We start from the raw sequence: 22,337 nt of genomic DNA, 5'->3' as shown, positions 1-22,337 counted from the left end.
GGAATTCTTCGGGGCCTTTTCTACAGAGGCGGCGAGAGCGGTTCAAGGGGAGTCGTCTGTTGGCGGCACCCAGGGTCAGTCAAGGGTTTCTCCTTCCGGATGCTTCGTCCTGGCGGCCGACGGGGACGTGCAGGTGCGGGCCTGTCGCAGCGCGGTCCCGGTTGAGCGGAGGACGACAGCCCCTTCACCCCGGGTGATTCCGTGTCCGCATCCGGCCAGGCCGGTCCGGGACGTCGCGAACGCCCGCCTCCCGGACACGCCGAGGAGTGAACGCACCCCGGTCCGGCACCGAAGATGACCCAGGGTGAGTGAGTGCACAACCGCACGCGAGGGTCCTCGCCGTGCGACGCGCGGACTCGTTGTGAGCCGTCAGAGGCGGAGGAACGCCCGGTAAGCGGGCTGCCCGGCCTGATGGCGCCGAATACCCGACGACTACAGAGATGAAACGATGGCAACGCTCCTGTACCGGCTGGGAAAGTTCACCTACCGACACCGGTGGTCGGTCATCATCGCGTGGATCGCCCTGGTGGCCGCGTTGGCCACGGCCGCCGCCGTGTTCCGTGTTCCGGTCAACGACTCCTTCTCGATCCCCGGGACCGAGTCCCAGGACACCGTGGACATGCTTCAGGAGCGGTTCCCCGAACGCAGCGGGGGCCGCGCCACCGTGGTCCTCGAAGCCCCGGAGGACGAGGACATCGCTTCCGGCGAGTACGAGGAGGCCGTCCGGGACACCGCCGACGAGGTCGGGGACATCGACGGCGTCGAGTCGGTCACCGACCCCTTCGAGCTGTACGAACAGGGCTACGACCAGGCCCTGAACAGTGACGAGGTGCGTTCCTCCATGGTGGAGGAGGGCATGGAACAGGCGCGTGCGGAGTACGACTCCGAGTTGGCCGATGCCGAGGAGGAGGCCGTCGAACAGGCGCGTTCGGCCGCGGAGGCACAGTTCCCCGAGGGCGCGCCGGGCCGTGAGCAGGCGTTGGAGCAGGCCGAGGAACAGGCACGCGAGCAGGTCCGCTCCCAGGCGCCCGGCTTCGACGAGGAGCAGGCCCGGTCCCAGGTCGAGCAGGAGGTCGACCGCCGTATCGAGGAGGACGACCTCCCCGAGGAGGCCACCGAGCGGATCGACGACGAACTGAGGGAACAGATCCCGCTCTTCTCCGACGACGGGACCACGGCACTACTCCAGGTGCAGTTCGTCGAACCCGACGGCAGTGTTCCCTCCCGGACCGTGGACGAACTGCTCGACAGCGGCGACGAGGCCGAGCGGGCCGGGCTGACCGTCGAGTTCAGCGGCCAGTCGATCACCGCCGCCCAGGTCGCCGGTATCCACGGCGGCGAGGGCGTGGGCCTGCTCGTCGCGCTGGGCGTTCTCATCCTGAACTTCGGAGCCGTCGTGGCGGCGGGGCTCCCGATCCTCATGGCCCTGACCGGCGCGGGCGCGGGCATGGCCCTGGTCTACGCACTCTCCCGGATCCTGGAGCTGACCAGTACCGCCCCCCTGCTGGCGCTGATGCTCGGGCTGGCCGTGGGCATCGACTACAGCCTCTTCGTGCTCGCCCGGCACCGCCAGCAGATCCTGGAGGGCATGGATCCGCAGGAGTCCACGGGCCGGGCCATCGGCACGGCCGGAAGTGCGGTCGTCTTCGCCGGTGTGACCGTGGTGATCGCCCTGCTGGGTCTGTCCGTCGTCCGGATCCCGTTCCTGACGGTCATGGGCGTCTCCGCCGCCGTCACCGTGAGCTTCTCGGTTCTGGTCGCAGTCACCCTGCTGCCCGCGGTTCTGGGCCTGCTCGGCGGGCGGGTGCGCGCGGGGCGGCTGCCCGGACTGGGCGCGCGTGCGGAGAGGGCCCTGACGGCCGAATCCACGCTCGGCTCCCGGTGGGCCCGTGCCGTGACCCGGCGCCCGATCCTGGCCGTGATCGCGGTTCTCGTCGTCCTCGGGGCGGCTCTGCTGCCGATCCAGAGCATGAGGCTGGGCCTGCCCACGGACGAGTCCAGTGCTCCCGACAGCACCCAGCACCGGGCCTACGACATCATCACCGAGGAGTTCGGCGAGGGTTTCAACGCTTCCCTGCTGGTGACGGTGGAGTCCGAGGACACCGGCGACGCCGAACGGGTCCGGGAAGAACTGGAGTCCTTCGACGCGGTCGAAAGCGTGCAGTCGCCGGTCCGCAACGACGACGGGGACACCGCGATGGTCGTGGCGGTACCGGAGGACGGACCCTCCTCGGTGCGGACCGAGGAACTGCTGCACGACATCCGTGACGCGCGCTCGGGTTGGGAGTCCGACACCGGAGCCACCATCTCCGTCACCGGCGCGACCGCGACCAGCATCGACACCTCCGAGCGGATCGCCGAGGCGATGCCGCTCTTCCTCGCGGTCGTGGTGGGTCTGGCCCTGGTGCTGCTGATGCTCGTCTTCCGTTCCATCCTGGTGCCGCTCAAGGCCGCACTGGGTTTCGTCCTGAGCATGGGTGCGGCGCTCGGCGCGACGGTCGCCGTGTTCCAGTGGGGTCACGGCAGCGCCCTGCTCGGGGTCACACCCACCGAGACACTGCTGTCGTTCCTGCCGATCGTGCTCATCGGAACCCTGTTCGGTCTGGCCATGGATTACGAGGTCTTCCTGGTCAGCCGGATGCGGGAGGACTTCATCCACGAGGGGGACGCCCGGCACGCCGTCGTGAGCGGTTTCCGTGCCAGCGCCCGGGTGGTGGTCTGCGCCGCCGTCATCATGTTCGCGGTGTTCGCGTCGTTCGTCTTCAGCGACAACACCACCATCCAGCCGGTCGCCTTCGCGTTGGCCGTCGGGGTCCTGGTGGACGCGTTCCTGGTCAGGATGACGCTCGTCCCGGCCGTGATGGCGCTCTTCGGCAAGGCGGCCTGGTGGCTTCCGCGATGGTTGGGCCGTGTTCTGCCGGACGTCGACATCGAGGGAGCGAACCTGCGGACCGAGTCCGACGGGGCCGGCCCCCAGCGGGGCTGAGCCCGCCTGCGGCTGCCCCGGCCCCATGGCCCCGGTCGGGGCAGCCCTCCCGGAGGACCGGGTGGCGGGAACCCGGCGGACGAAACAGTTGAAACCACAAGAAAACTTCCGTCGGACGCGAACCCTTCCGGCTGCCGCAGGTCTTACTACGTGTGGAGAGCGCACACGGCAGTAGGAGGTCCGGCAGGATGTTCAGGTTCCCCCGAACGGCGGTTCGCCGGTACGGCATCGGGGCCGCGGCGCTCGCGCTGGCGACCGCGGCCTGCACCCCCACCGAGGCCGAGCCGCAGGCCACGACCGGGGGCGGTGACGTCTCCATCAGCGTCACGCCCGAGGCGGGTACCTCCGAGGTCGTTCCCAACACCCCCGTGCGGGTCTCGGCCGAGGGCGGCACCATCACCGAGGTGCGGGTGGACCAGGACGTCTCCGCGGAGGCCGGGAGCGAGGACCCCGCGCTGGGGGAGATGACCGGCACCCTCGGCGAGGACGGGGCCGACTGGGTCAGCGACTGGAACCTGCGCCCCGGGGCGCAGGTCACGGTCACCGCGGTCGCCGAGGGCGAGGACGGTACCGAGACCGAGGAGGTCGCGGAGTTCACCACCCTGGCCGCCGGAGCCGAACAGGGTCTGGACCTGGCCTCCAACTTCCCCAACAGCGGGCAGACCGCGGGCGTGGGCATGCCCGTCATCGTCGACTTCACCCAGCCGGTCACCAATCAGGTTCAGGTCGAGAACTCCATGGAGGTCACCTCCGAGCACCCGGTCCCGGGCTCGTGGCGGTGGCTGAGCGAGACCAGGGCGGTCTTCCGGCCCGAGGAGTACTGGGAGCCTTACCAGACCGTCACCGTCGACATGCACCTGGCGGGGGTGGAGGCGTCCGAGGGCGTCTACGGGCTGCGCGACTACCGGCTCGAGTTCGAGGTCGGCCGCGAACTGATCGCCACCATGCACGTGCCCGACCACGAGATGGTCATCAGCGTCGACGGCGAGCAGCAGCGCACCATCCCGGTGAGCAACGGCGCCGCGACCACCGACTTCAACACCACCACCAGCGGCAGCCACGTCCTCATGTCCCACCACGAGCGCGAGGAGATGGACTCCAGTACCACCGCCATCCCCGACGGCCTTCCCGGCTACAGCACCGTGGTCTCCTACGCGGTGCGCACCACCAACAGCGGCGAATACGTGCACGAGGCGTCCGGCAACCCCGACATCGGCACGGCCAACACCTCCAACGGCTGCACCAACCTGCGGATGGACGACGCCCTGTGGTTCTTCGAGAACACCCTGAGGGGCGACGTCCTGGAGACCACCGGTACCGACCGCCAGGTGGAGTGGGACAACGGCTGGAGCTACTTCCAGCTGGAGTTCGACGAGTGGCTGGCCGAGAGCGCCACCGGTGAGCCGCAGCTGACCGACGGGAACGGCACCCCCGGCCCCGTGCACGGCGAGGGCCTATGAGCCCGGCGGGGAGTGGAGACCCCGCGGGCGCCCGCCCCTCTTGGCGGAGGGCCTGACGGTATGCGCCGCCCGGTCTCTGGAACCGCTCCCGGGTAGGGTCTGGCACAGCCACCCCTACCTCCGGAGCGCGCCATGTCCTCCTCTGTGCCTCCCTCGTTCGAGCCGGTCCGTAACTGGGCCGGGAACCTCACCTACGCCAGCCCGCGGATCCACCGCCCCACCAGCCTCGGTGAACTCTCCGCCCTGGTCCGCGACAGTCCGCGGATCCGTGCGCTCGGCAGCGGGCACTCCTTCAACGGGGTCGCGGACTCCGGGCACGACCTGCTCCGGTTGGACGCCCTCCCCGAGGAGATCGAGGTCGACCCGTCCGCGTCCACCGTGACCGTCGCGGCTGGGGTCCGGTACGCCGAGCTCTCCGCCGCACTGCACCGGGAGGGCTGGGCCCTGGGCAACCTGGCCTCGCTGCCGCACATCTCGGTGGCCGGGTCCTGCGCCACCGGAACCCACGGCTCCGGGGACCGGCAGCGCTGCCTGTCCGCCGCCGTGCGCGGCCTGGAACTGGTCGGACCGGACGGCGGCACCGTGCGGCTGAGCCGGGACGGCGACCCCGGGACCTTCCCCGGAGCGGTGGTGGCGCTCGGGGCGCTCGGTGTCGTCACCCGGCTCACCCTGGAGATCGAACCGGCCTTCGAGATGTCCCAGCGGGTCCGGTTGGACGTGCCCCTGGACGAGGCGGCAGCCGGGTTCGACGAGGTGTTCGGTGCCGCCCACAGCGTCAGCCTGTTCACCGACTGGAACACGGACACCGGCCGGGTCTGGCTCAAGCACCGCGAGGGTTCACCGGAGGGCGCCTGGGGCGGGGGACGCCCGGCGGCCGACCCCCAGCACCCGGTGCCGGGGATGCCGACCGGGGCCGCCACGGAGCAGCTGGGATCCGTTGGCCCCTGGTTCGAGCGGCTTCCGCACTTCCGGCCCGAACTGCCCCCGAGCGCGGGGGAGGAGCTGCAGTCCGAGCTCTACCTGCCGCGCGCGGCGGCCCCGGAGGCCTTCGCCGCGCTGCGGGGGATCGGGCACCTGATCGCCCCGGTGCTGTACACCGCCGAGGTGCGCACGGTCCGCGCCGACGACCTGTGGCTCAGCCCCGCCCAAGGACGGGACTCGGCGACCTTCCACTTCACCTGGGTCCGGGACCCGGAGAGGGTGGCCCCCGCGCTGCGGGCGGTGGAGGAGGGGCTCGCCCCGCTGGGCGCCCGACCGCACTGGGGCAAACTCACCACGCTGCTACCGTCGGAGGTCGTCGGCGGCTACGAACGCGCCGCGGACTTCGCGGGCCTGCTGGAGCGCTTCGACCCGGACGGGAAGTTCCGCAACCCCTTCACCGACGCGCTCTTCCCCCGGGGCTGAGCAGAGCCCCGGGACTGGTCCGGCACCCCGGTTCAGGGGCCCAGCCACTCCATGAACAGGACCGTGGCGTCGTCCTGGAGGGTGTCGCCGTGGTGGCTGAGGATGTTGTGGATCAGCCGCCGCAGGGTCTCCGGGACGGGCAGGCCCTCCGCGTTGTGGCGGACGATGAAGTTCACGAACCGGTCCAGCCCGAACTCGTCGCCGCCCGGGTCGTGCGTCTCGGTGATCCCGTCGGTGAACAGCACCAGGCGGTCCCCCGGTCGGAGCTGCTCCTCGCACAGGGCCGCGCCCAAACCCAGGTCGACGCCGAGCGGGGAGCCCGGGAGGCAGTCGGGGAGGTCGACCAGGCGTCCGCCCCGGATGCGCACCGGCGGGTGGTGTCCGTGGCTGACCCAGGTCAGCTGCCCGGTCCTCATGTTCAGGTCGGCCATGAGGGCGGTCACGTAGCGGACGGTGCCCAGGTGCTCCACCAGGGTCGCCTCGATCGCTGCTCCCGTCTCCAGCAGGGTGGCGCCCTCCCGCCTGCTCTTGCGGTAGGCGGCGACCGCGAGGTTGGCCGCCAGGCCCGCGGTCACGTCGTGGCCCATCGCGTCGAACACGGCCACGTGCGCCACGTCGCCGTCGATCCCGTAGTCGAAGGCGTCGCCGCCGACCTCGTAGGCGGGCTCCAGCACGGCACTGATCGTCACCTGGTGGTTGGCGAACTCGCTCGGCGGCATCAGGTTCCACTGGAGTTCGGCCGCCACGCTCATCGGCCGGGTGCGGCACAGTCGGGCGAAGGAGTCGCTGTACTCGCGTTTGACCACGACCAGCATCGCGACCATGACCGCCAGTGCCCGCATGGCCCGCAGGGTGTCGTCACCGGACTCCTCGGCGTCCACGCGCAGCGTCCCGAGCCGCTCGGCCCCGTCCTGGAGGGGGAGCCACCACCGGTCGAGCCCGGGTCCGGTCTCGCTCAGCGGCGTGAGGGTCTCGAAGGACCGTCCGGCCAGGGTGCCGTTGATCGGAAGCTCGGTCTCCTCGTACTCGGGGTCCCCCCGGTCCTTGTCGTGGAGCAGCAGTCGTAGCACGTCCTGCTGGAGGTCCGCCACGTAGATCGCCACGTGGTGGAGCCCGGCCCTCTCGGCGCGTCCGCGCACTGTCGCGGGGAGCTGTTCGATCGTCGTCAGGTGCGAGTCCTCCAGCAGCCCGGCGAACATCTCGACCAGCTCGTCGTTGACGGCCATGTCGACCACCCGTGTCTCGGCTTGAGGGTCACTTCATACCCGGTCAGGGCACCCTCCCACCATTGTGCCGTGTTCGGATCGGGACGGCTGGGAGACACGGGGCGGCGGGCGCGGCCGGGGCCCGACATGACCGCTCAGCTCCGGTCGACGCGGAACAGGGTGGTGTTGCCGGACACCTCGTTGGTGACGGCCAGCAGCGGCACGCCCGGGACGGGTAGTCCCCGGCACTGACGAAGGCCAGCCCCTCGGTGCCCAGGTCCCCGGCCTCACGTCTGCCCGGCTCGGCGGAGAAGTCACGGTGGTCGAGGTACTGGGTGAAGCCCAGAGCTTGTTCCCGGCGAGGCGGCGGACCTCGGTCACCTCGGCCCAGGGCCATCCGAGTGGGTGGACGGCAGAAAGCGACCCTGGTCAGCTTCTGACCGAGAGTCGCGCTGCTGTTCGAGTCCGGACCCGCCCCGGTGTCAATCGTCTCTTTGGCGTATGAGCTCTCAGGCGATGCGGGCGGACAGTTCGTCGAAGTCCAGGAAGTAACGTCCGTGGCTGCGTCGCAGAGCTTCACGGTTCTCCGCACCGAGAACCACAACTTCGACCGAGGGGTTCCCACGGAACTCCCGCTCAGCCTCGAAGCGTGCCTCCAGAGCCTTTCGCCTGTGTGTGTACTCCTGCTCACGCACCATGCGACCGGAGGAACGGTCATACACCACGAGGAGGTTGGTCATGGTTTCAAAGGTACCTGACACGTGCTCACCTGTCTCGGATCGGTTCCAGCTCCAGTACGCCTGACTGGAGCTCCTCCAGGTCATGCTCAACTGTTTGCCAGTGCTCCTGTACTTCGGGGGAGTCAGGGGCCACCCCGTCCAGTTCGGCCTCTTCGAGCACTGCGATCAAGTCGCCGACGGTGAGGGCCAGACGCACCATGAGGACTCTCTGCGTATAAGCGGCGTCGGCGAGTCTGCGCATGATGAGGCGTCGATCCTCTGTCGGCTCCAGATCCAGGTCCAGGGCATCTCGCCAGTCGGTCGGTGCCTCGCCGTATCGGATTCCCCGGCCGAGGACGTCCGCCAGTTTCTCGAACATCTCCGCCCACTCGTGCTGCCAGGCCGTCCGAACCTGGATCTCCACGGGGAGACCGTCCGGGTAGGCGATGACGTGGACGGCGCGATAACCGGAGCTTGGCTGGTCACGGCGGTCGGTGATTCGGGGTTGCTTGGCCTGCCCCTGAAAGGCGCGCACGATTCTGGCGACCGCGTCGTCCTGTTCTCTGCGTCCACCCCTGATGATGACGCGCATGCCAGCGAGGTCCTGGATGCTTTTCAGCCACGATCCGCCGTGCCTGCGTAGTTTCTCCAGGATCGTTCCGGTGTTCTTGATACGTCCGGAAGGAGCGAAGCCCAGGTCCCGGAGCAGCTCCATGGAGTGCTCCAGGGCCTCGTCGTAGGCCAGGAGAAGCTCGTTGAGGCAGCCGAGATCATCTTCCGCAGGCTCGGCCTGGCGCACCAGACGTTCACCGAGCCGCACGATCTGCGACTTGCTCAGGGGGAGGGGCATACCCGAGTGATAGCAGCGTGTTGCGGAGCGGGCGGCTGCTTTCGGAAAAACCTCTGGTGAGCGAAGCCACTGAACGGCCGCCGGGCACAAACCCGGTCAGGGCCCCGGCCCTTCCCGTCGGAAGGGTCCGGGGCCCGGCCGAACACCCGCCGGTTCACTCCCAGCGCAGACCCTCCGGGCGCATGGTCCGCAGCAGCGCGGGCATCGCGAGCAGGGTGGTCAGGACCGCCACCCCTGCGCCCGCGCCGACGATGGTCAGGATGTCGGCCGGGGCGAAGGTCACCGGTAGCCCGGCCAACCGCTGGATCAGGGCCCCCGAAGCGGTCCCGGCCACCGCTGCCAGGGCGATGCCGAGGAGCACGGGGAGCACGGTCTGCCACAGCACCGAGGCCACCAGGGTGCGTCGCCGGGCGCCGAAGGCGGTCAGTACCGCGTGCACCCTCCTGCGTTCGCGGATCTGCTCGACCGTGCCCACGACCAGACCGGCGGCGATCACCGTCAGGCAGGCGAGGGCTCCGGCCATGAGCGCGTCACGCATCCTGACCATGGCGGGGACGGTCGCGCTGGCGGTCGGGACCTGTACTCGGGCCGTCGGGTCCAGGGCCGCGACGGCGGCCTTGAGCTCCTCCCCCATTCCGGCGGCGGACGGGTCGACCCGGATCCAGAGCGAGCCCGGTACCGCGATCCCCTCGGGCAGTGCGGCCGCCTCCTCAGTGGCCAGGATCGCGTTCTGCGCCGTGTACCCCATCGAGTACCAGGGGTGCTCGGCCAGCGGCCCGTCGAACTCGGTGAACTCGGGCACCGTCCACGGGGCCGCGTCCACCTCCTCGCCGCCTCCGACCATGAGCGTCCCCCCGGGTTCCAGCCCCGGTACCCCGCTGAAGGCGTCCCCGGGGGAGCACTCGGGCAGGTCGGCCATCTCCCGCAGGTAAGGGCAGTCGGCGACGAGGACGCGGACCTGGGAGCCGTCGTCGGTGACGCCGCCCACGCTGCTGTAGGCCAGGACCTCCTCCACCCCCCGCACCTGAGCCACGGCACCGGCCGGGTCGCTCCCGACCGGGACCGACCGCAGTTCGGTCTGGAGCTGGAACCCGGACGCACCGAACTCCTGAGCCGCGTACACCTCCTCGACGGTCTCCGCGAGCTCCACCGTGGAATCGTCCCAGGCGTTCGCGAACAGGCTCTGCAACGCGATGGCGCCCGCGACGGTGACCACGATCCCGTTGACCGCTCGGGTGGGCCCGCCGCCCGCCGCGCCTAGGCGGCGCAGGGCCAGCTGGAGGGAGAGGGGGCCGCCCGAGGCGCGGCCGAAGAGCCGGTCGACCAACCAGGGCAGCACGGCCGTCGTGCCGAACAGGGCGGCCAGGAGCCCGACCGACACCATCGGGACCCACTGGCCTCCGGAGGGGCTGAGACGCATGCTCGCAACGATGAGGGAGATGCCCAGCACGAACAGGAGCAGTCGCCACCACAGCCTGGGGCGGGGCCGCTCGGCGCGGCGTACGGTGCCCAACGGGTCGACCACCACACCGCGCAGGGAGCCGAGCACCACCCACAGGGCCAACAGCGGTACCGCGACGAACACCAGGGGGCCGAGCACCGGGTGCGGTGTCACGTCGGCGGTGTACAACCCGGACGAGATCGGCACCGACTCCACGATCGGGCGTCCGGCGAGAAAGAACCCCACTCCGAGCGCCAGGCCGAGCGCGACCCCGGGGAGGGTCTCCCCGGCCGCGATGCGCCGGGTGGCCCCGCGGTCGGCGCCCATCAGCCGCAGCGCTGACAGGCGCCGGTCGCGCTGCTCGCCGCCGAAGCGCACCGCCGCGCCGAGGAACACCACCACGGGGGTGAGCATGACGACGACGCCCACCGCGCCGAGCAGCAGGATGACGGGTTCGTCCCCGCTGGGACTCGGCTCCCCGCCGTAGCTGGTGATCCGGTTCCCGGCGCTGTCCAGGGTCAGGTCCTCGTCGCCGAGGTAGAAGGCCAGCTCGTGCGGCCCCATGAGGCCCTCGGGCCCGATCTCCCCGATCACGGTGTGGTCGAACCTGCGCTGGAGTACCTCGTTCTCCGGGTCCTCGAGGAGTTCGGCCAGGGCGGGGGAGAGCACGATCTCCCCGGGGCCGGGGATTTCGGCCACCCCCGGCGGGAGAGGAGGGCCGGACCCTTCCGCACGGACGACCCGGCCGAAGATCTTCCTGCCCTCGTAGTCGGTGTCGGCGATGCTGAACAGCAGGGTGTCCTCGCCCGCGGGGGGCGGCGGGTACTCCGCCACCTGGTAGTCGAAGCGGTCCGCGTGCCGCTCGTTCAGGTGGGCCATGACGGTCGGCAGGGCGGCGGCCAGAAGCAGGGCGGCGGTGGCCACGCCCACTCCGAGCGCCGTCAGCGCGGTCCGCAGTACGACCTCCCTGCCGCCGTGCAGGGAGAGCTGTGCGCCCAGCCAGAGGTCCTTGGGGAAGGACCGGCGGACCCGCTCCTGTCGGACCTCGGGGGTGCGTTCGCGCAGACTCATCCGAGACCTCCGAGGTCCCGGGTGCGGCCGTCCCGGACCACGACCTCGCGGTCGGCGTAGGCGGCGACCCGGGGCTCGTGCGTCACCAGGACCACGGCCGCCCCGCTGTCCCGGGCGGCTTCGGTGAGCATCCGGATCACCCGCTCCCCGTTGAGGGAGTCGAGGGCACCGGTGGGTTCGTCCGCGAACACCACCCGGGGGCGGGTGATCAGGGCTCGGGCCACCGCGACCCGCTGGCCCTGGCCGCCCGAGCATTCACCGGGGGTCTTCCCGGCGACCTCGGCCACGTCCAGCCGTTCCAGCCAGTCGAGGGCGGTGCGTTCGGCCCGGCGCCGGGGCTCCCCGCCCAGCCGCAGGGGCAGAGCGACGTTCTCGACGCAGGAGAGTTCGGGGACGAGCTGGCCGAACTGGAAGAGGAAGCCGAAGTCGGTTCGGCGCAGGTCGCTGAGCCGGGAGTCGGAGGCCTCGGCGAGGTCGGTGTCGTCGTAGTCGACACGGCCGCCGTCGGGCCGCACGATCCCGGCCAGGCAGTGCAGCAGGGTGGACTTGCCGGAGCCGGAGGGGCCCATGACGGCCACGATCTCCCCCGGGTACAGGGTGAGGGAGGCGTCCACCAGGGCGGTCGTGGGACCGAAGGAGCGGCTCAGTCCGGATGCGGTGAGCAGGGGTTCCGTGGCGTGCTCCGGGGCGGGGGAGTTCTGGGGGGCGGTGTGTGTCATCGGCCGCGTACCTCCCCGGCCAGGTCGTCGATCCGCGCGGCGGTCAGTTCCAGCCAGCGCAGGTCGGCTTCGAGGTGGAAGAGCGCGTGGTCGCAGATGAGTTGTTCGGCGAGGTCGCCGTCGGCCTTGCGGCGGGTGAGCACGCGCATCTGCTTGAGGTGCTCCGTCCGCTGGACGTCGAGGACCTGGTCGGCCGGGCGGCCGGTGAGCAGGGCGAGCACGACCTTGGTGTACAGGGTGCTCTGCAGGTAGGGCTCGGGGCTCTCGGGGGCGGCGAGCCATTTTTCGACGTCGGTGACCCCGGCCTCGGTGACGGTGTAGCGCTTGCGTTCGGGGCCCGCGCCGGGCTCGACCGCCTCCACCTCCACCAGGCCGTTCTTGAGCAGACGGGAGAGGGTGGCGTACACCTGGCCGTAGGCGAGCGGCCGCTTGGTAGCGAACTGTTCGTCGTAGGTCTGTTTGAGGTCGTAGCCGTGCTGGGGCCGGGTTTCCAGCAGCCCCAGGAAGGTTGGTCCGAGTGACATGCCAACGACTATACATGCGGTGTATACGCGCCGTGTATAGCTACGGCGAACCGGGGCCCCGACCCGTGCCGGTCCGGACGGACTCCAGCGGTCGGGGCCCTCGTTCCGGGGCGCCCCGGTGGTTCAGACCGCCGGAGCGGGGGTGCCGCCGCGCACGGCGGCGAACAGGAAGACCAGGGCGGCGCCCACCGCCGTCGCCAGCATCACCGCGGTCATGCTCGCCATCGTGGTGGAACCGGTCAGCCCGGCGGTGGCGGCCAGCGCCGAACCCGCGCCGAACTGGAGGGTCCCCAGGAGCGCCGAGCTGGTTCCGGCGATCTCCGAGGGCTGCCCGGACAGCGCCATCGCGGTCGCGTTGGGCGAGATGAGTCCGGTGAAGACCATCATCACGAACAGCGCAGCGGTGACCGTCACCAGGTCGGCCCCGCCGGTCAGGGACAGCAGCGCCATGGCCAGCACGGCGGCGACCGCGCCCACGAGCCCCAGGCCCAGTCGGCGGCGCAGCTCCATCCGCCGGATCAGCACCACGTTGACCTGGTTGCCGATGATCATGCCGAGCGTGGTCACCCCGAAGACCAGGCTGAACTGCTGGGCGCTCGCCCCGAACTGGGACTGCGACACGAACGAGAACGCCGAGATGTAGGTGAAGCTCATCCCGAAGCTCAGCGCCAGGACCGCCGTCGGGGCGATGAACCCCGGGTCGCGCAGCAGCCGGGCGAAGGTGCGGGCGAGGACGCGCGGGTCCTGTCGGCGCCGCTGTTCCCGCGGCAGGCTCTCCGGCAGGGCGAACAGGACGAGGGCGAACGTCACCGCGCCGGTCAGCCCCAGCGCTCCGAAGATCAGCTGCCAAGGCCCGAGCAGGAGCAGTTGCCCGCCCAGGAGCGGTCCGAGCATGGGCGCCAGCCCGGTCAGCAGTACGAGCCGGGAGAAGAAGGTGGCGGCGGTCTCGCCGTGGAAGACGTCCCGGACCACCGCTCGGGAGACCACGAGCCCGGTCGCCGCGGACAGCCCCTGGAGGAAGCGGAGCGCCATGAACGCCTCGGCCGAGGAGACGAAGACGATCGCGAAGGTGCTCGCGGTGAACACGGCGGTGCCCACGAGCAGGGGCGCGCGGCGGCCCCAGCGGTCGCTCAGCGGTCCGGTGACCAGCTGGCCCAGGGCCAGGCCCGCCATCACGGCGGTCAGGGTCAGTTTGACCCGTGACTCGCTGGCACCGAGGTCGGCGGCGATCTCGGGGAGCGCGGGCAGGTAGAGGTCGGTGGCCAGCGGGCCGATGGCGGACAGGACACCGAGGACGAGGACGAGCAGGGTGACGGAGCGTCGGGGCGTCGGGGTGACGGGACGGCGCGGTGCCGGGGCCGCCGTCTCCGGGCGGCTGCTGCGGCGCTTGTCCGGGCGCACGAGGGTAAGGCTCACGAGCTCTCCAAAGCAGGGCTGTGGAAGGTCGGGGTCGACCTGGGGTGATCTGCGGCGCCGTGAGCCACCTTCGGGTGGGGCACCTGCGGGACGGGTCCCACGCGGGGACACTCCGCGTGCAACGGGTGGCCATGGGATGGCAATCCCCGCTTGACCCGGGATCCCCGGTGATCCGAACCACAGGCTGGAATCCCCTGCCAGCGGGGGATTCGGGAAGCGGTGAGGCCGGTCACCGCGCGCTGCTCACCCGCTGGCCGCGCCCTCCACGAACGGGGGCGTCAGGTCGGCCGTTCCGCCGTCACCCTGCTCCGTCGTCTCGCCTATCCGTCGCCCTGCTGCCCCGCCGTTCCGGGGCCCGGCCGGGTCAGCCGTCCTGGCGCTGGGCGCGCAGGCGGGCCTCCTCCTCGGCGCGGCGCAGACGGGCGTCCTCCTCGGCGCGCGCGGCGCGGCGCAGGCGGTGCCAGGAGGTGGCCCAGCGGAGGCGTTCGCCCTCGTCCGTGCCGACGCACGCGGTCACGAAGGCCATCAGGAACACGTAGCCGGGGAGTTCGGTGCCCTCCAGTGCGCGCTGGAACTTGGTGGCGCTGACCACGCCGCCGCACTTGTACTCCAGTTCCAGGTACGACCAGTCGCCCGCCCACGCGAGATAGCGGCGCATGGTCAGCAGGAACTCCGCGGGGGTGTTCGCGTCCGCGGGGTCGGGGCGCTGCTCCGGTTCCGGGTGTGTGGTCTCGACGGGGGTGTCCATGGCTTCGGAGGGGACGAGGTCCAGCCAACCGGTCCGGGGGAGTGAGCGGTTGGGACCGGTCGGTTCGAGGACGCCCGGAACACTCACTGGGTCTCCTTTTCGGCGGTCGTCACGACGGCCAAGATTGCGAAAGGGTGCTCCAGCGCCCGTGCGGGGGGCGTGGGCAGAGGCTTCTCAGAACACCGACCATCGGCTGCGGGCGTTGTGGCGGGAACGCCGACCGATCGGTTACAGGGGAATCTACCGGATGGAGGCGGTGTGCGAAAGCGCCTGGTGTCCGGGTTTGCGGGAGGCGTGCGTCTCTTTCCGACACGGTCGCTTCGCCACGGGGTGTCCCGTTGGGAACTTTTCCCGGAAACCTAATCAAAGGTGATCTGGGGTGCCAGGAGAAACGTCTGTAATGACAGGAACATTCTTTTCCCTGTTCACTGCGGTATGGTCGAAAAACGATCTTTCGCCCCCGGGAAATGCCCTGTCTTAAATTAGGGGTTGAGGTTGTCCGTAACTACGGAGACCAGCACAGGGCCGTGGCGTCGTCCCGCACCCTCGCCCGTGGATGCCTTCGGCAGTCGGGATCCGCGGCCTCCAGCTCCCGGACCCGCTCCAGCAGGGCGCCGGGACCCCGGCGGCGCACCAGGGCGAAAGCGCCCTCCCAGGACAGGTCCCCGAACACCTCCACCACCCGGGTCGCGCCGTCGGTCATCGCCAGGAACGGCCCCCCGGGCACCGTCCCGGCCAGGGCCTCATCGGCCGCCCGGGGGTCGGCGCCCGCGGTCCAGAACCCGCCGGGAACGTTGCGCCAGGCGCGGACGGCGGTCCCCGGGCCCACCCTGGGCCGCAGGTCGTCCAGCCTCGTGTCCGCGATCGTTCGGAGGCCCCCGCCCTCCCCGGCCAGCAGCACCGAGTCCGACAGCACCAGGTACTCCAGCCGGTCCCCGCTGATTCGGACCGCGACGACCGTGGCCGAGGGCGTCTCCTGGTTCCCCAGGTCGCAGGTCCCGCCGTGCGCTGCCGACGCCGACCGGATCGCCTCCGCCAACGCCTCGCGCAGGTCCGCCCCCGCGTCCGCTCCGGCCAGCAGCAGGGCGCCCAGCCGGCGCGTGTACCAGGCGACCCCGTGCGAACAGCCGTTGTCGACGCCGGCGGGGGCACTGGCCCCGTCGAGCAGGACCGCGGCCGTGGCGGTCACCGCGGCGAAGTCCTCGTTCGGGTGGTCGGGGCGTCCGGGTTCCGTGGCGAGAAGGAAGGGCACGGAGCCCTCCTACCCGTGAGGGGCCACGGCACACGGGTGGTCCCCGGCACACGGAAGGCCCCGCACGCCCGGGATCCGGGTCGCGCGGGGCCTGCCGGGAGCCGGGTCAGCGCACCACCACGGTGGCGTACAGGTCCAGGTGGCCCTGTTGCCACAGCCAGTCCATGGCGGCCAGGCTCACCCGGGCGCAGCCCTTGGAGGCGGGCTGGGACGGAACGCTGGGGTAGCCGTGCACGGCGATCCCGCCGTTGAAGTACTTGGGCCGGTACAGCGCCCCGTACGGCCCGGGGTCCCAGGAGTCGACGTCGCGGAAGACCGTGTACTCGCCGGTGGGCGTGGTCGCGATCCGCTCGGAGCCGTCGGAGCCCTCGTAGGGCCTGCCGGAACCGGTGGAGGTGTGGATGACGCTCTCCACCGATCCGTCGGCGACGACCAGCATCAGCTGCCGTTCGAGGTCGATCTCCACCACCGAACCGGACTCCGTGCTGGCGGACGGGACCGCGCCCTCGGCGAGCGCGGCCCTGGTGTCGGGACCGACCAGGCCGTCCCGGGCGATTCCGGCGGCCTTCTGGAGCGCCAGCACGGCGTGCTCGGTGTGCATGCCGAACTGGCCGTCGACGCCGTCGATCCAGTAGCCGAGCTCGTCCAGCCGCCCCTGGAGTGCGCTCACCTGGGCGCCGGAGTCGCCCTTGCGCAGGTTCGCGGTCACGGCCGGAGCGCTCGGGGCGGCGGCCGGAGAGGAGGCCGCGGGAGCGGATGCGGAAGAGGAGCTCGGGACGGGGGAGGCGTGGGCCGGCGCGGCCGTCAGCGCCGGCCCCGCCGCCAGGGCGCAGGCCGCGCCGAAGGCGAGGGTGCTCGTTCGGAGGGGGTTCCTTGCGAAGGGTGATCGGGGGGAAACCATACGTCCCATTTACCCACAGGCCCGGCGCTGTCCCGGATTCGGGGCGGCCGGGTGCGGACCGGCCGGTCGGCGGCCCGGTCAGCGGTGGTACGCACGCTCGTGCAGGGAGCAGGCCACCTGGGCCAGGGCACGGCAGCGGGCGAACTCCACCGGGGTGAACGGGACGTCGGCGCGGTGGACGGTCAGGGTGCCGCCGCCGGGGGCGGGCAGGACCATCGCGGTGCCGGACAGTTCCCGTGCGGGGTCCTGCCGGTCGGGCACCCGGGTGTACCGGACGTCCTGGGCGGCGGCGAGGGCGAGCAGGCAGCGTTCGAGCGTGGTCGTTCCGGTGACCAGGGCGTCCACCATGGTGAGGGTGCGGCTGGTGGTGTCACTGAGTTCGTGGACGTCGGCGGTGCGCACCACGGCGTCACGCCCGCCGGCGTCCCGTACGGACCGGTGGAGCTCGGGCTCGCCCACGGAGGCGGGCGCGCTCACGAAGAACTCGTCGACGGCGTCGGTGCCGTCGGGGTGGACCTGCATCAGTCGGATGTCGACCCCCAGGGCAGCGAACCGCCCGGTCAGGGCGGCCAGTCCGCCGGGCACGTCGGCGACGGTGACCCGCACGCTCCAGAGCCGGTCCTCGGCCGGGGAGGCGGACCGGGCCCGTCCGGCCGCCGGGTCGGTCGCCCCGGCCGGGGGCGCGGCCCGGTCGCGGGAACGGCGGTGCAGGTGCCAGCGGTGCAGGGCGGAGAACGCGAGGAGGAGGGCCCCCAGCCCGATCAGGGTTCGCACCCCGCTGTCGCTGTGCCCCAGGGAGACCACCAGGAGGTGGGCCGCCCCCGCCGCGAACAGCAGGGTCCCCAGCTCCAGCACCTCGCGGCCGAGGAATCCGTGACGGTCGTCGGTTCGATGGCTGCCACTCGAAGCGTCCATGCCGCCGACGGTGTCAGGCCGAGGTTGCGTCCGTTCGTCGTTCTGTGTCGTCGCGGTAACGCGGAGGGTGACCTCGCTCACGGCGCCTCCCGTACCCGGGCCGGGGAGGAGCCGTGAACGGGGCGTCCGTGTTCGCGGGTGGTCCGGCCCCGTGTCCGGGTCAGGGGCGCCCGTGGCGTTCGATGACGTCGGTGACGTCGATGTCGATCCGCCCGACCCGCAGCCCCAGGCGGTTCTGGACGAAGGCGCCCATGGCCCGCCGCGCCGCGGCGGTGGCCTCGGGGATGACGGTGCCGCTCAGGACCCGGGCCGTGGCGGCGACGACCAGGCCGTCCGGGGTCTGTTCGATCCGACAGCGGCCGACGATCAGCCCTTCGGCCGGGTCCACGCAGGCGCGCAGCATCGCGGAGACCGCGGAGTGGCGGACGCGGGTGTCGCCGGGGCCGCCGCCGGGCAGCCGGAGGGTCTGCCTGGAACGCCCCTCGGCGCGCACGGTACGCATCACGTCGTCGAGGAGCCCGGGCGGCGCGGTGATCTCACCTTCGCTGTCCAGAGCCGCCAGCAGGGGCCGGAACTCCTCCGCGGCGGCCCGGCAGTGCGGGCAGGTCCGCTCGTGTCCGGTGACGGTGCCCTTCCGGAGGTGGTCCAGGAGCGCGTCGGCGGAGGTGCCGCAGGGTAGCTGGTCGTGGTCGTCGGACGGGTCTACCGCCATGGTTCGAGCGCCTCCACGAGATGGGTACGCGCGCGGTGGATGCGGCCGCGTACGGCGGTCGGGGTCGTGTCGACGATCTCCGCTATCTCCTCATAACCCAATCCTTCCAGTTCCCGGAGAACCCAGCAGATCCGTTGCGGGGGCGGGAGTCCGGCCAGGGCTCCGCGCAGCGCCTCGTGCAGGCCGGTGGCCAGGGCCCGGTCGTCGGGCCCCGCGCTCCGTTCCCTGAGTCCGGAGTCCTCCGCCTCGGCGGGGTCCTCGGGGCGGCGGGCGCGCAGGGCGTTCAGCGCGAGGCGGCTGACGATGCGGTGGAGCCAGGCCGGGAAGGTGTGCGGGTCCCGGAGGTCGGGCAGTCTGCGCCAGGCCGTGATGAGGGCCTCCTGGGCGGTGTCCCTGGCCTCGGCGGCGTTGCCGAGGGTGCGGAGGGCGATGCGGTAGACAACGTCCTGGTGGCGACGGACGAGGCTCTCGAACGCCTGGTCGTCGCCGTCCTGCGCTCGTTCCACGAGCACGCTCTCCGGTAGTGCGGTGTCCGTGTGCATCTGCGGGATTCAGCTTTCCCGAAGCCGGGGTAACTACATGTCGTAAGTAGTTAACTACATTAAGTAGCAGACTCACGATCGGTAAACGTGTTCCAGGTCACATGGATTCCTGCGTGAGCCGACCCCCCTCCCACGTGTCCTCCACACGACGGCCCGAACAGGGGGCCGCGCAGACCAGTCCGCACGGACCACAGGAGCACCCCATGGCAGCCAGGAACACCGCGAGCGCGCACACCGACATCCACCAGGCCCCGTCCGCCCGCAGCGACGAGTCCTCCAACCGCACCGACCTCGCCCGCACCGACCTCGCCCGCACCGACCGGTCCGAGGACAACGGCCGCACCGACATCGCCGACCACGTCGTCGCCAAGATCTCCGGAATGGCCGCCCGCGAGGTCCGCGGCGTCCACCGGATGGGCGGGGGAGCGGCACGCGCCTTCGACGCCGTCCGCGAGCGCATCCCCGGTTCCACCTCCACCAACGCCGCCGCCCGCGGCGTCTCCGTGGAGGTCGGCCGGACCCAGACCGCCGTCGACATCAACCTGGTCGTCGAGTACGGCGTCTCCATCCCCGACCTCGCCGCGGTGGTCCGCCGCAACGTCACCGCCGGTGTGGAGCGGATGACCGGCCTGGAGGTCACCGAGGTCAACGTGACCGTCGACGACATCCACCTCCCGGACGACGAAGCCCAGGAGGCACCGGCCGAGCCCCGTGTCCGCTGACGCGCCCCTCCCCCACAGCAGTAAGGAGTACGAACGATGTGGTCGATCACCGGCCTGGCCTACGGGTCCCTCCTCGGCCTGGTGGCCTACTTCGGCGGGTTCGGCGCCTTCCTCCTCGTCCTGGTCCTCGGCGCCGCCGGGTTCCTGGCGGGCCGCGCCTACGCCGGGGAGACGGACCTGGCCACCCTCTTCGCCCGCCAGGACGGGGGCGCGCGATGGTGAGCACGGCAGCCCCCAACCCGACGGCGCCCGGTCCGGGGACGCCGGGGCCGACCGTGTCCGGCCCCGAGGCGCGCTCCGCCCACCGCGTCGCGGTCCGCACCTTCCGTCCCCGGCGGTCGACCACCGCCGTCCTGGTCAGCACCGTCACCGTGCTGGTCGCCGGGGTGGCCGCCGCCGGGGTGATCGCCGCGCTGGTCGGGGCCCCGCTGCGGGGCGTCCCGCTGGAACGGGTCCCCGAACCGACCATCGGTGCCCGCTGGGGCGGGCCCGAGATGGTCATCGCCTCCGCGGCGACCGCCGTCGTCGGCCTGTACCTGCTGCTCACCGCACTCATTCCGGGCAGGGGCAGCCACATGGTGCTGCGCACCGACGACCGGGACCTGGTCATCGGCCTCTCCCGGCGAGGGCTGCGCCGGATGGCCGAAAGCACCGCCCGCGAGGTGGACGGTGTCGCCGGGGCCCGCGCCCGGACGCGGGGCCGCACCGTCCGGATCACGGTCCGCGCCCCCGAGCCCGCCGACGCCGGACTGCGGACGCGAGTGGAGGACGGGGTCCGGGAGCGCCTCCTCGAACTCGGGCCCGCCCGTCCGGTACGCGTGCGCGTGCGGATCCGCCAGGCGAAGGTGGGGCTCCGGTGAGGCGCTACCCGCACCGTGCCGCACGCCGGACGGCCCGGGGCAACCGGCAGGGGCTGGCCCTGGTCGGCGTGCTGCTGCTGGCTGCCGGCTCGGCCGTGCCCCTGCTGGTGCACGGCCCCTTCCACCTCCTCGCCTCGGGGAGCCCTGGGCAGGCGCCCAGAACGGCGGGGGAGCGGATCGCCCCACTGCTGGCCGCGCCGTGGGTCCCGTACGCCGCCGCGGTGCTGTCCGTGGGGGTGGTTCTGCTGGCCCTGCGCTGGCTGCTCGTGCAGGGGCGCTCCGCCCGGGTGCCCGAGCTCCGCCTCGACGAGGGGGACCGGGGCCGCACCGACGTCCTCGCCCGCGCCGCCTGCAAAGCCCTGACCAGGGAGGTCGTCAAGTACCCGGGTGTGTACAGGGGGCGGGCCCAACTGACCGAGTCCCCGCGCGAGCCCTGTCTGCTGGTGGACCTCGTCCTCACCGAGGACGCCGACCCCGTCGCCGTGTGGCAGCGGTGCCGCGACGACGCGCTCGCCCGGCTGCGCCTCTCCCTGGACCTGGACCGGCTGCCGACGGTGCTGCGCATCTCGGTCTCCGGGCAGCCGTCCGGCCGCAGACTCGCCTGAACCCGCGGCACACCCGCGCGGGTTCGGGTTGAGCGACGGGGGCGGTGCGGGCCCCGGGCCGCTGGGGAGGGCCCGGAAGGCCCCCGCCCCCGTCCGAACACACCCCTGACCCCTCCTCGGCCCCTGGACCGCGCGGCGCCCAACCGGGCGGTGCGCTCCGCAGCCGTCGTCCACAGGTGTCGCCCCGGACGGTCGAGCGGCCGGAACTGGGTAGGCAGGGGGATGGGACACGCGCCCTGTCCGTCGCGCGGTGCCCGGCCGAGGGATCCGACCCCAGGAGGCGGTATGAGCCGGTTCTTCATGAACGAACGCGAGACCCTGGTCGAACAGGCGCTGGAGGGGCTCGTCGAAGCCCACGGCGGCCTGGTCGACGTGCACACAGACCCCTTGTTCGTCACCCGGCGGGTGCCCGCCGCGGGCAAGACCGCCCTGCTGTCCGGCGGCGGTTCGGGGCACGAACCGCTGCACACCGGTTTCGTCGGGCCCGGCATGCTCGACGCCGCGGTGCCCGGAGACGTGTTCGCCAGCCCCACCGCCCTCCAGGTGCGCGCGGCGATCCGGGCCGTCGACACCGGTGAGGGCACGGTGATGATCGTCAAGAACTACACCGGCGACGTCCTCAACTTCTCCATCGCCGCCGAACTCCTCGCCGAGACGCACCGGGTCGAACAGGTGCTGGTGGACGACGACCTCGCCACCCAGAGCCAGGACGAGGGCGGCCCCGGCCGCCGGGGGACCGCCGCCGTGGTCGCGGTGGAGAAGGTGTGCGGGGCGGCCGCGGAGGCCGGGGCGCCCGTCGCCGAGGTGCGGGCGCTCGGCCAGGACGTGGTGGCGCGGTCGGCGACGCTCAGCGTGGCCTTCGAGGCCTGCACCAACCCGATGACGGGGAGGCGCTCCTTCGAGCTGGAACCCGGCGAGATGGAGTTCGGCGTGGGGATCCACGGTGAACGCGGTATCGAGACCCGCCCGGTCACGGAGGCCGCGGACCTGGTGGAGAGCCTGGTCGGCCCGCTGGTGGAGTCGGTGGGGGCCAAACGCGGGGACTCCGTGCTCGCGATCGTCAACGGGCTCGGCGCCACCCACGGACTGGAGCTCGGGGTGGCGGCCCGCGAGACCCGCCGGGTCCTCGACGGGCTGGGGGTGAGCGTCGCCCGGACCCTGGTCGGCCCGTACGTGACCTCGCTGGACATGAAGGGGCTGTCGATCACGCTCACCGTGCTGACCGACGACCTCGTGAAGTTCTGGGACGCACCGGTGCGGACCCCCGCGCTGGTCTGGTGAGCGA

General features: G+C 71.8%; 21 protein-coding genes. 8 read left to right on the top strand and 13 right to left on the bottom strand.

Features of this window, described 5'->3' with window-relative positions; genetic code table 11:
- Positions 1–448: 448 nt before the first annotated feature.
- The 3 genes from IE195_RS03475 (at position 449) to IE195_RS03465 (ending at position 5,850) form a co-directional block, all read left to right on the top strand.
- Positions 449–2,986 carry an MMPL family transporter gene (locus IE195_RS03475; RefSeq protein WP_191267879.1) on the top strand — a complete coding sequence of 846 codons (2,538 nt, stop codon included), beginning with the start codon at positions 449–451 and terminating at the stop codon, positions 2,984–2,986.
- Between the two features lie 188 nt (positions 2,987–3,174).
- Positions 3,175–4,446, top strand: coding sequence for a L,D-transpeptidase (locus tag IE195_RS03470; RefSeq protein WP_191267878.1), 1,272 nt, complete (start codon positions 3,175–3,177; stop codon positions 4,444–4,446).
- Positions 4,447–4,578: 132 nt separating this feature from the next.
- Positions 4,579–5,850: an FAD-binding protein gene (locus IE195_RS03465; RefSeq protein WP_191267877.1), complete on the top strand. Its 1,272-nt coding sequence runs from the start codon at positions 4,579–4,581 to the stop codon at positions 5,848–5,850.
- A gap of 32 nt (positions 5,851–5,882) precedes the next feature.
- Here IE195_RS03465 and IE195_RS03460 read toward each other — a convergent pair whose 3' ends face one another.
- From IE195_RS03460 to IE195_RS03400, 13 genes are all read right to left on the bottom strand, one after another.
- Complete coding sequence (locus IE195_RS03460; protein ID WP_225942583.1) at positions 5,883–7,076, bottom strand: PP2C family protein-serine/threonine phosphatase; 1,194 nt, start codon at positions 7,074–7,076, stop codon at positions 5,883–5,885.
- 488 nt (positions 7,077–7,564) lie between these two features.
- Positions 7,565–7,795, bottom strand: coding sequence for a hypothetical protein (locus IE195_RS03455; RefSeq protein ID WP_191267875.1), 231 nt, complete (start codon positions 7,793–7,795; stop codon positions 7,565–7,567).
- A 25-nt stretch (positions 7,796–7,820) separates the two neighbouring features.
- On the bottom strand, positions 7,821–8,624 hold the full coding sequence (locus IE195_RS03450; RefSeq protein WP_191267874.1) for a RelA/SpoT-related domain-containing protein: 804 nt from the start codon (positions 8,622–8,624) through the stop codon (positions 7,821–7,823).
- A gap of 154 nt (positions 8,625–8,778) precedes the next feature.
- On the bottom strand, positions 8,779–11,136 hold the full coding sequence (locus IE195_RS03445; protein ID WP_191267873.1) for an FtsX-like permease family protein: 2,358 nt from the start codon (positions 11,134–11,136) through the stop codon (positions 8,779–8,781).
- On the bottom strand, positions 11,133–11,855 hold the full coding sequence (locus IE195_RS03440; protein WP_191267872.1) for an ABC transporter ATP-binding protein: 723 nt from the start codon (positions 11,853–11,855) through the stop codon (positions 11,133–11,135). The genes IE195_RS03445 and IE195_RS03440 overlap by 4 nt, the downstream gene beginning before the upstream one ends.
- Positions 11,852–12,379, bottom strand: coding sequence for a PadR family transcriptional regulator (locus IE195_RS03435; protein WP_191267871.1), 528 nt, complete (start codon positions 12,377–12,379; stop codon positions 11,852–11,854). Before IE195_RS03435 ends, IE195_RS03440 begins: the two co-directional genes overlap by 4 nt.
- A 123-nt stretch (positions 12,380–12,502) precedes the next feature.
- On the bottom strand, positions 12,503–13,795 hold the full coding sequence (locus IE195_RS03430; protein ID WP_191267870.1) for a multidrug effflux MFS transporter: 1,293 nt from the start codon (positions 13,793–13,795) through the stop codon (positions 12,503–12,505).
- Positions 13,796–14,159: 364 nt separating this feature from the next.
- A complete protein-coding gene (locus tag IE195_RS03425) occupies positions 14,160–14,630 on the bottom strand; it encodes a hypothetical protein (RefSeq protein WP_191267869.1) in 471 nt (156 codons plus the stop codon).
- Between the two features lie 418 nt (positions 14,631–15,048).
- Positions 15,049–15,795: a protein phosphatase 2C domain-containing protein gene (locus IE195_RS03420; RefSeq protein ID WP_191267868.1), complete on the bottom strand. Its 747-nt coding sequence runs from the start codon at positions 15,793–15,795 to the stop codon at positions 15,049–15,051.
- 106 nt (positions 15,796–15,901) lie between these two features.
- Positions 15,902–16,696: a L,D-transpeptidase family protein gene (locus IE195_RS03415; protein WP_191267867.1), complete on the bottom strand. Its 795-nt coding sequence runs from the start codon at positions 16,694–16,696 to the stop codon at positions 15,902–15,904.
- Between the two features lie 78 nt (positions 16,697–16,774).
- Positions 16,775–17,611 carry an ACT domain-containing protein gene (locus IE195_RS03410; RefSeq protein ID WP_191267866.1) on the bottom strand — a complete coding sequence of 279 codons (837 nt, stop codon included), beginning with the start codon at positions 17,609–17,611 and terminating at the stop codon, positions 16,775–16,777.
- A gap of 160 nt (positions 17,612–17,771) precedes the next feature.
- Positions 17,772–18,323 (bottom strand): hypothetical protein, encoded by a 552-nt coding sequence (locus IE195_RS03405; RefSeq protein ID WP_191267865.1) that lies wholly within the window; start codon positions 18,321–18,323, stop codon positions 17,772–17,774.
- Positions 18,314–18,865: an RNA polymerase sigma factor gene (locus IE195_RS03400; protein ID WP_191267864.1), complete on the bottom strand. Its 552-nt coding sequence runs from the start codon at positions 18,863–18,865 to the stop codon at positions 18,314–18,316. The genes IE195_RS03405 and IE195_RS03400 overlap by 10 nt, the downstream gene beginning before the upstream one ends.
- Before the next feature lie 203 nt (positions 18,866–19,068).
- On the opposite strand from IE195_RS03400, the gene IE195_RS03395 reads away from it, so the two are divergent.
- From IE195_RS03395 to IE195_RS03375, 5 genes are all read left to right on the top strand, one after another.
- Positions 19,069–19,587, top strand: a complete 519-nt coding sequence (locus IE195_RS03395) for an Asp23/Gls24 family envelope stress response protein (RefSeq protein WP_191267863.1) — start codon at positions 19,069–19,071, stop codon at positions 19,585–19,587.
- A gap of 36 nt (positions 19,588–19,623) precedes the next feature.
- Complete coding sequence (locus tag IE195_RS03390; RefSeq protein WP_191267862.1) at positions 19,624–19,809, top strand: hypothetical protein; 186 nt, start codon at positions 19,624–19,626, stop codon at positions 19,807–19,809.
- Entirely contained in the window at positions 19,803–20,447 is a 645-nt protein-coding gene (locus IE195_RS03385; protein ID WP_191267861.1) for a DUF6286 domain-containing protein, read from the top strand. Before IE195_RS03390 ends, IE195_RS03385 begins: the two co-directional genes overlap by 7 nt.
- Positions 20,444–21,052 (top strand): hypothetical protein, encoded by a 609-nt coding sequence (locus IE195_RS03380; RefSeq protein WP_191267860.1) that lies wholly within the window; start codon positions 20,444–20,446, stop codon positions 21,050–21,052. The genes IE195_RS03385 and IE195_RS03380 overlap by 4 nt, the downstream gene beginning before the upstream one ends.
- Before the next feature lie 285 nt (positions 21,053–21,337).
- Positions 21,338–22,333, top strand: a complete 996-nt coding sequence (locus IE195_RS03375) for a dihydroxyacetone kinase subunit DhaK (RefSeq protein WP_191267859.1) — start codon at positions 21,338–21,340, stop codon at positions 22,331–22,333.
- Positions 22,334–22,337 lie beyond the last annotated feature (4 nt).

The organism is Nocardiopsis terrae (assembly GCF_014651695.1).
Taxonomy (GTDB): domain Bacteria; phylum Actinomycetota; class Actinomycetes; order Streptosporangiales; family Streptosporangiaceae; genus Nocardiopsis; species Nocardiopsis terrae.
The sequence above is the reverse complement of the archived record's forward strand: the minus strand, read 5'-3'. Positions and strand labels throughout refer to the sequence as shown.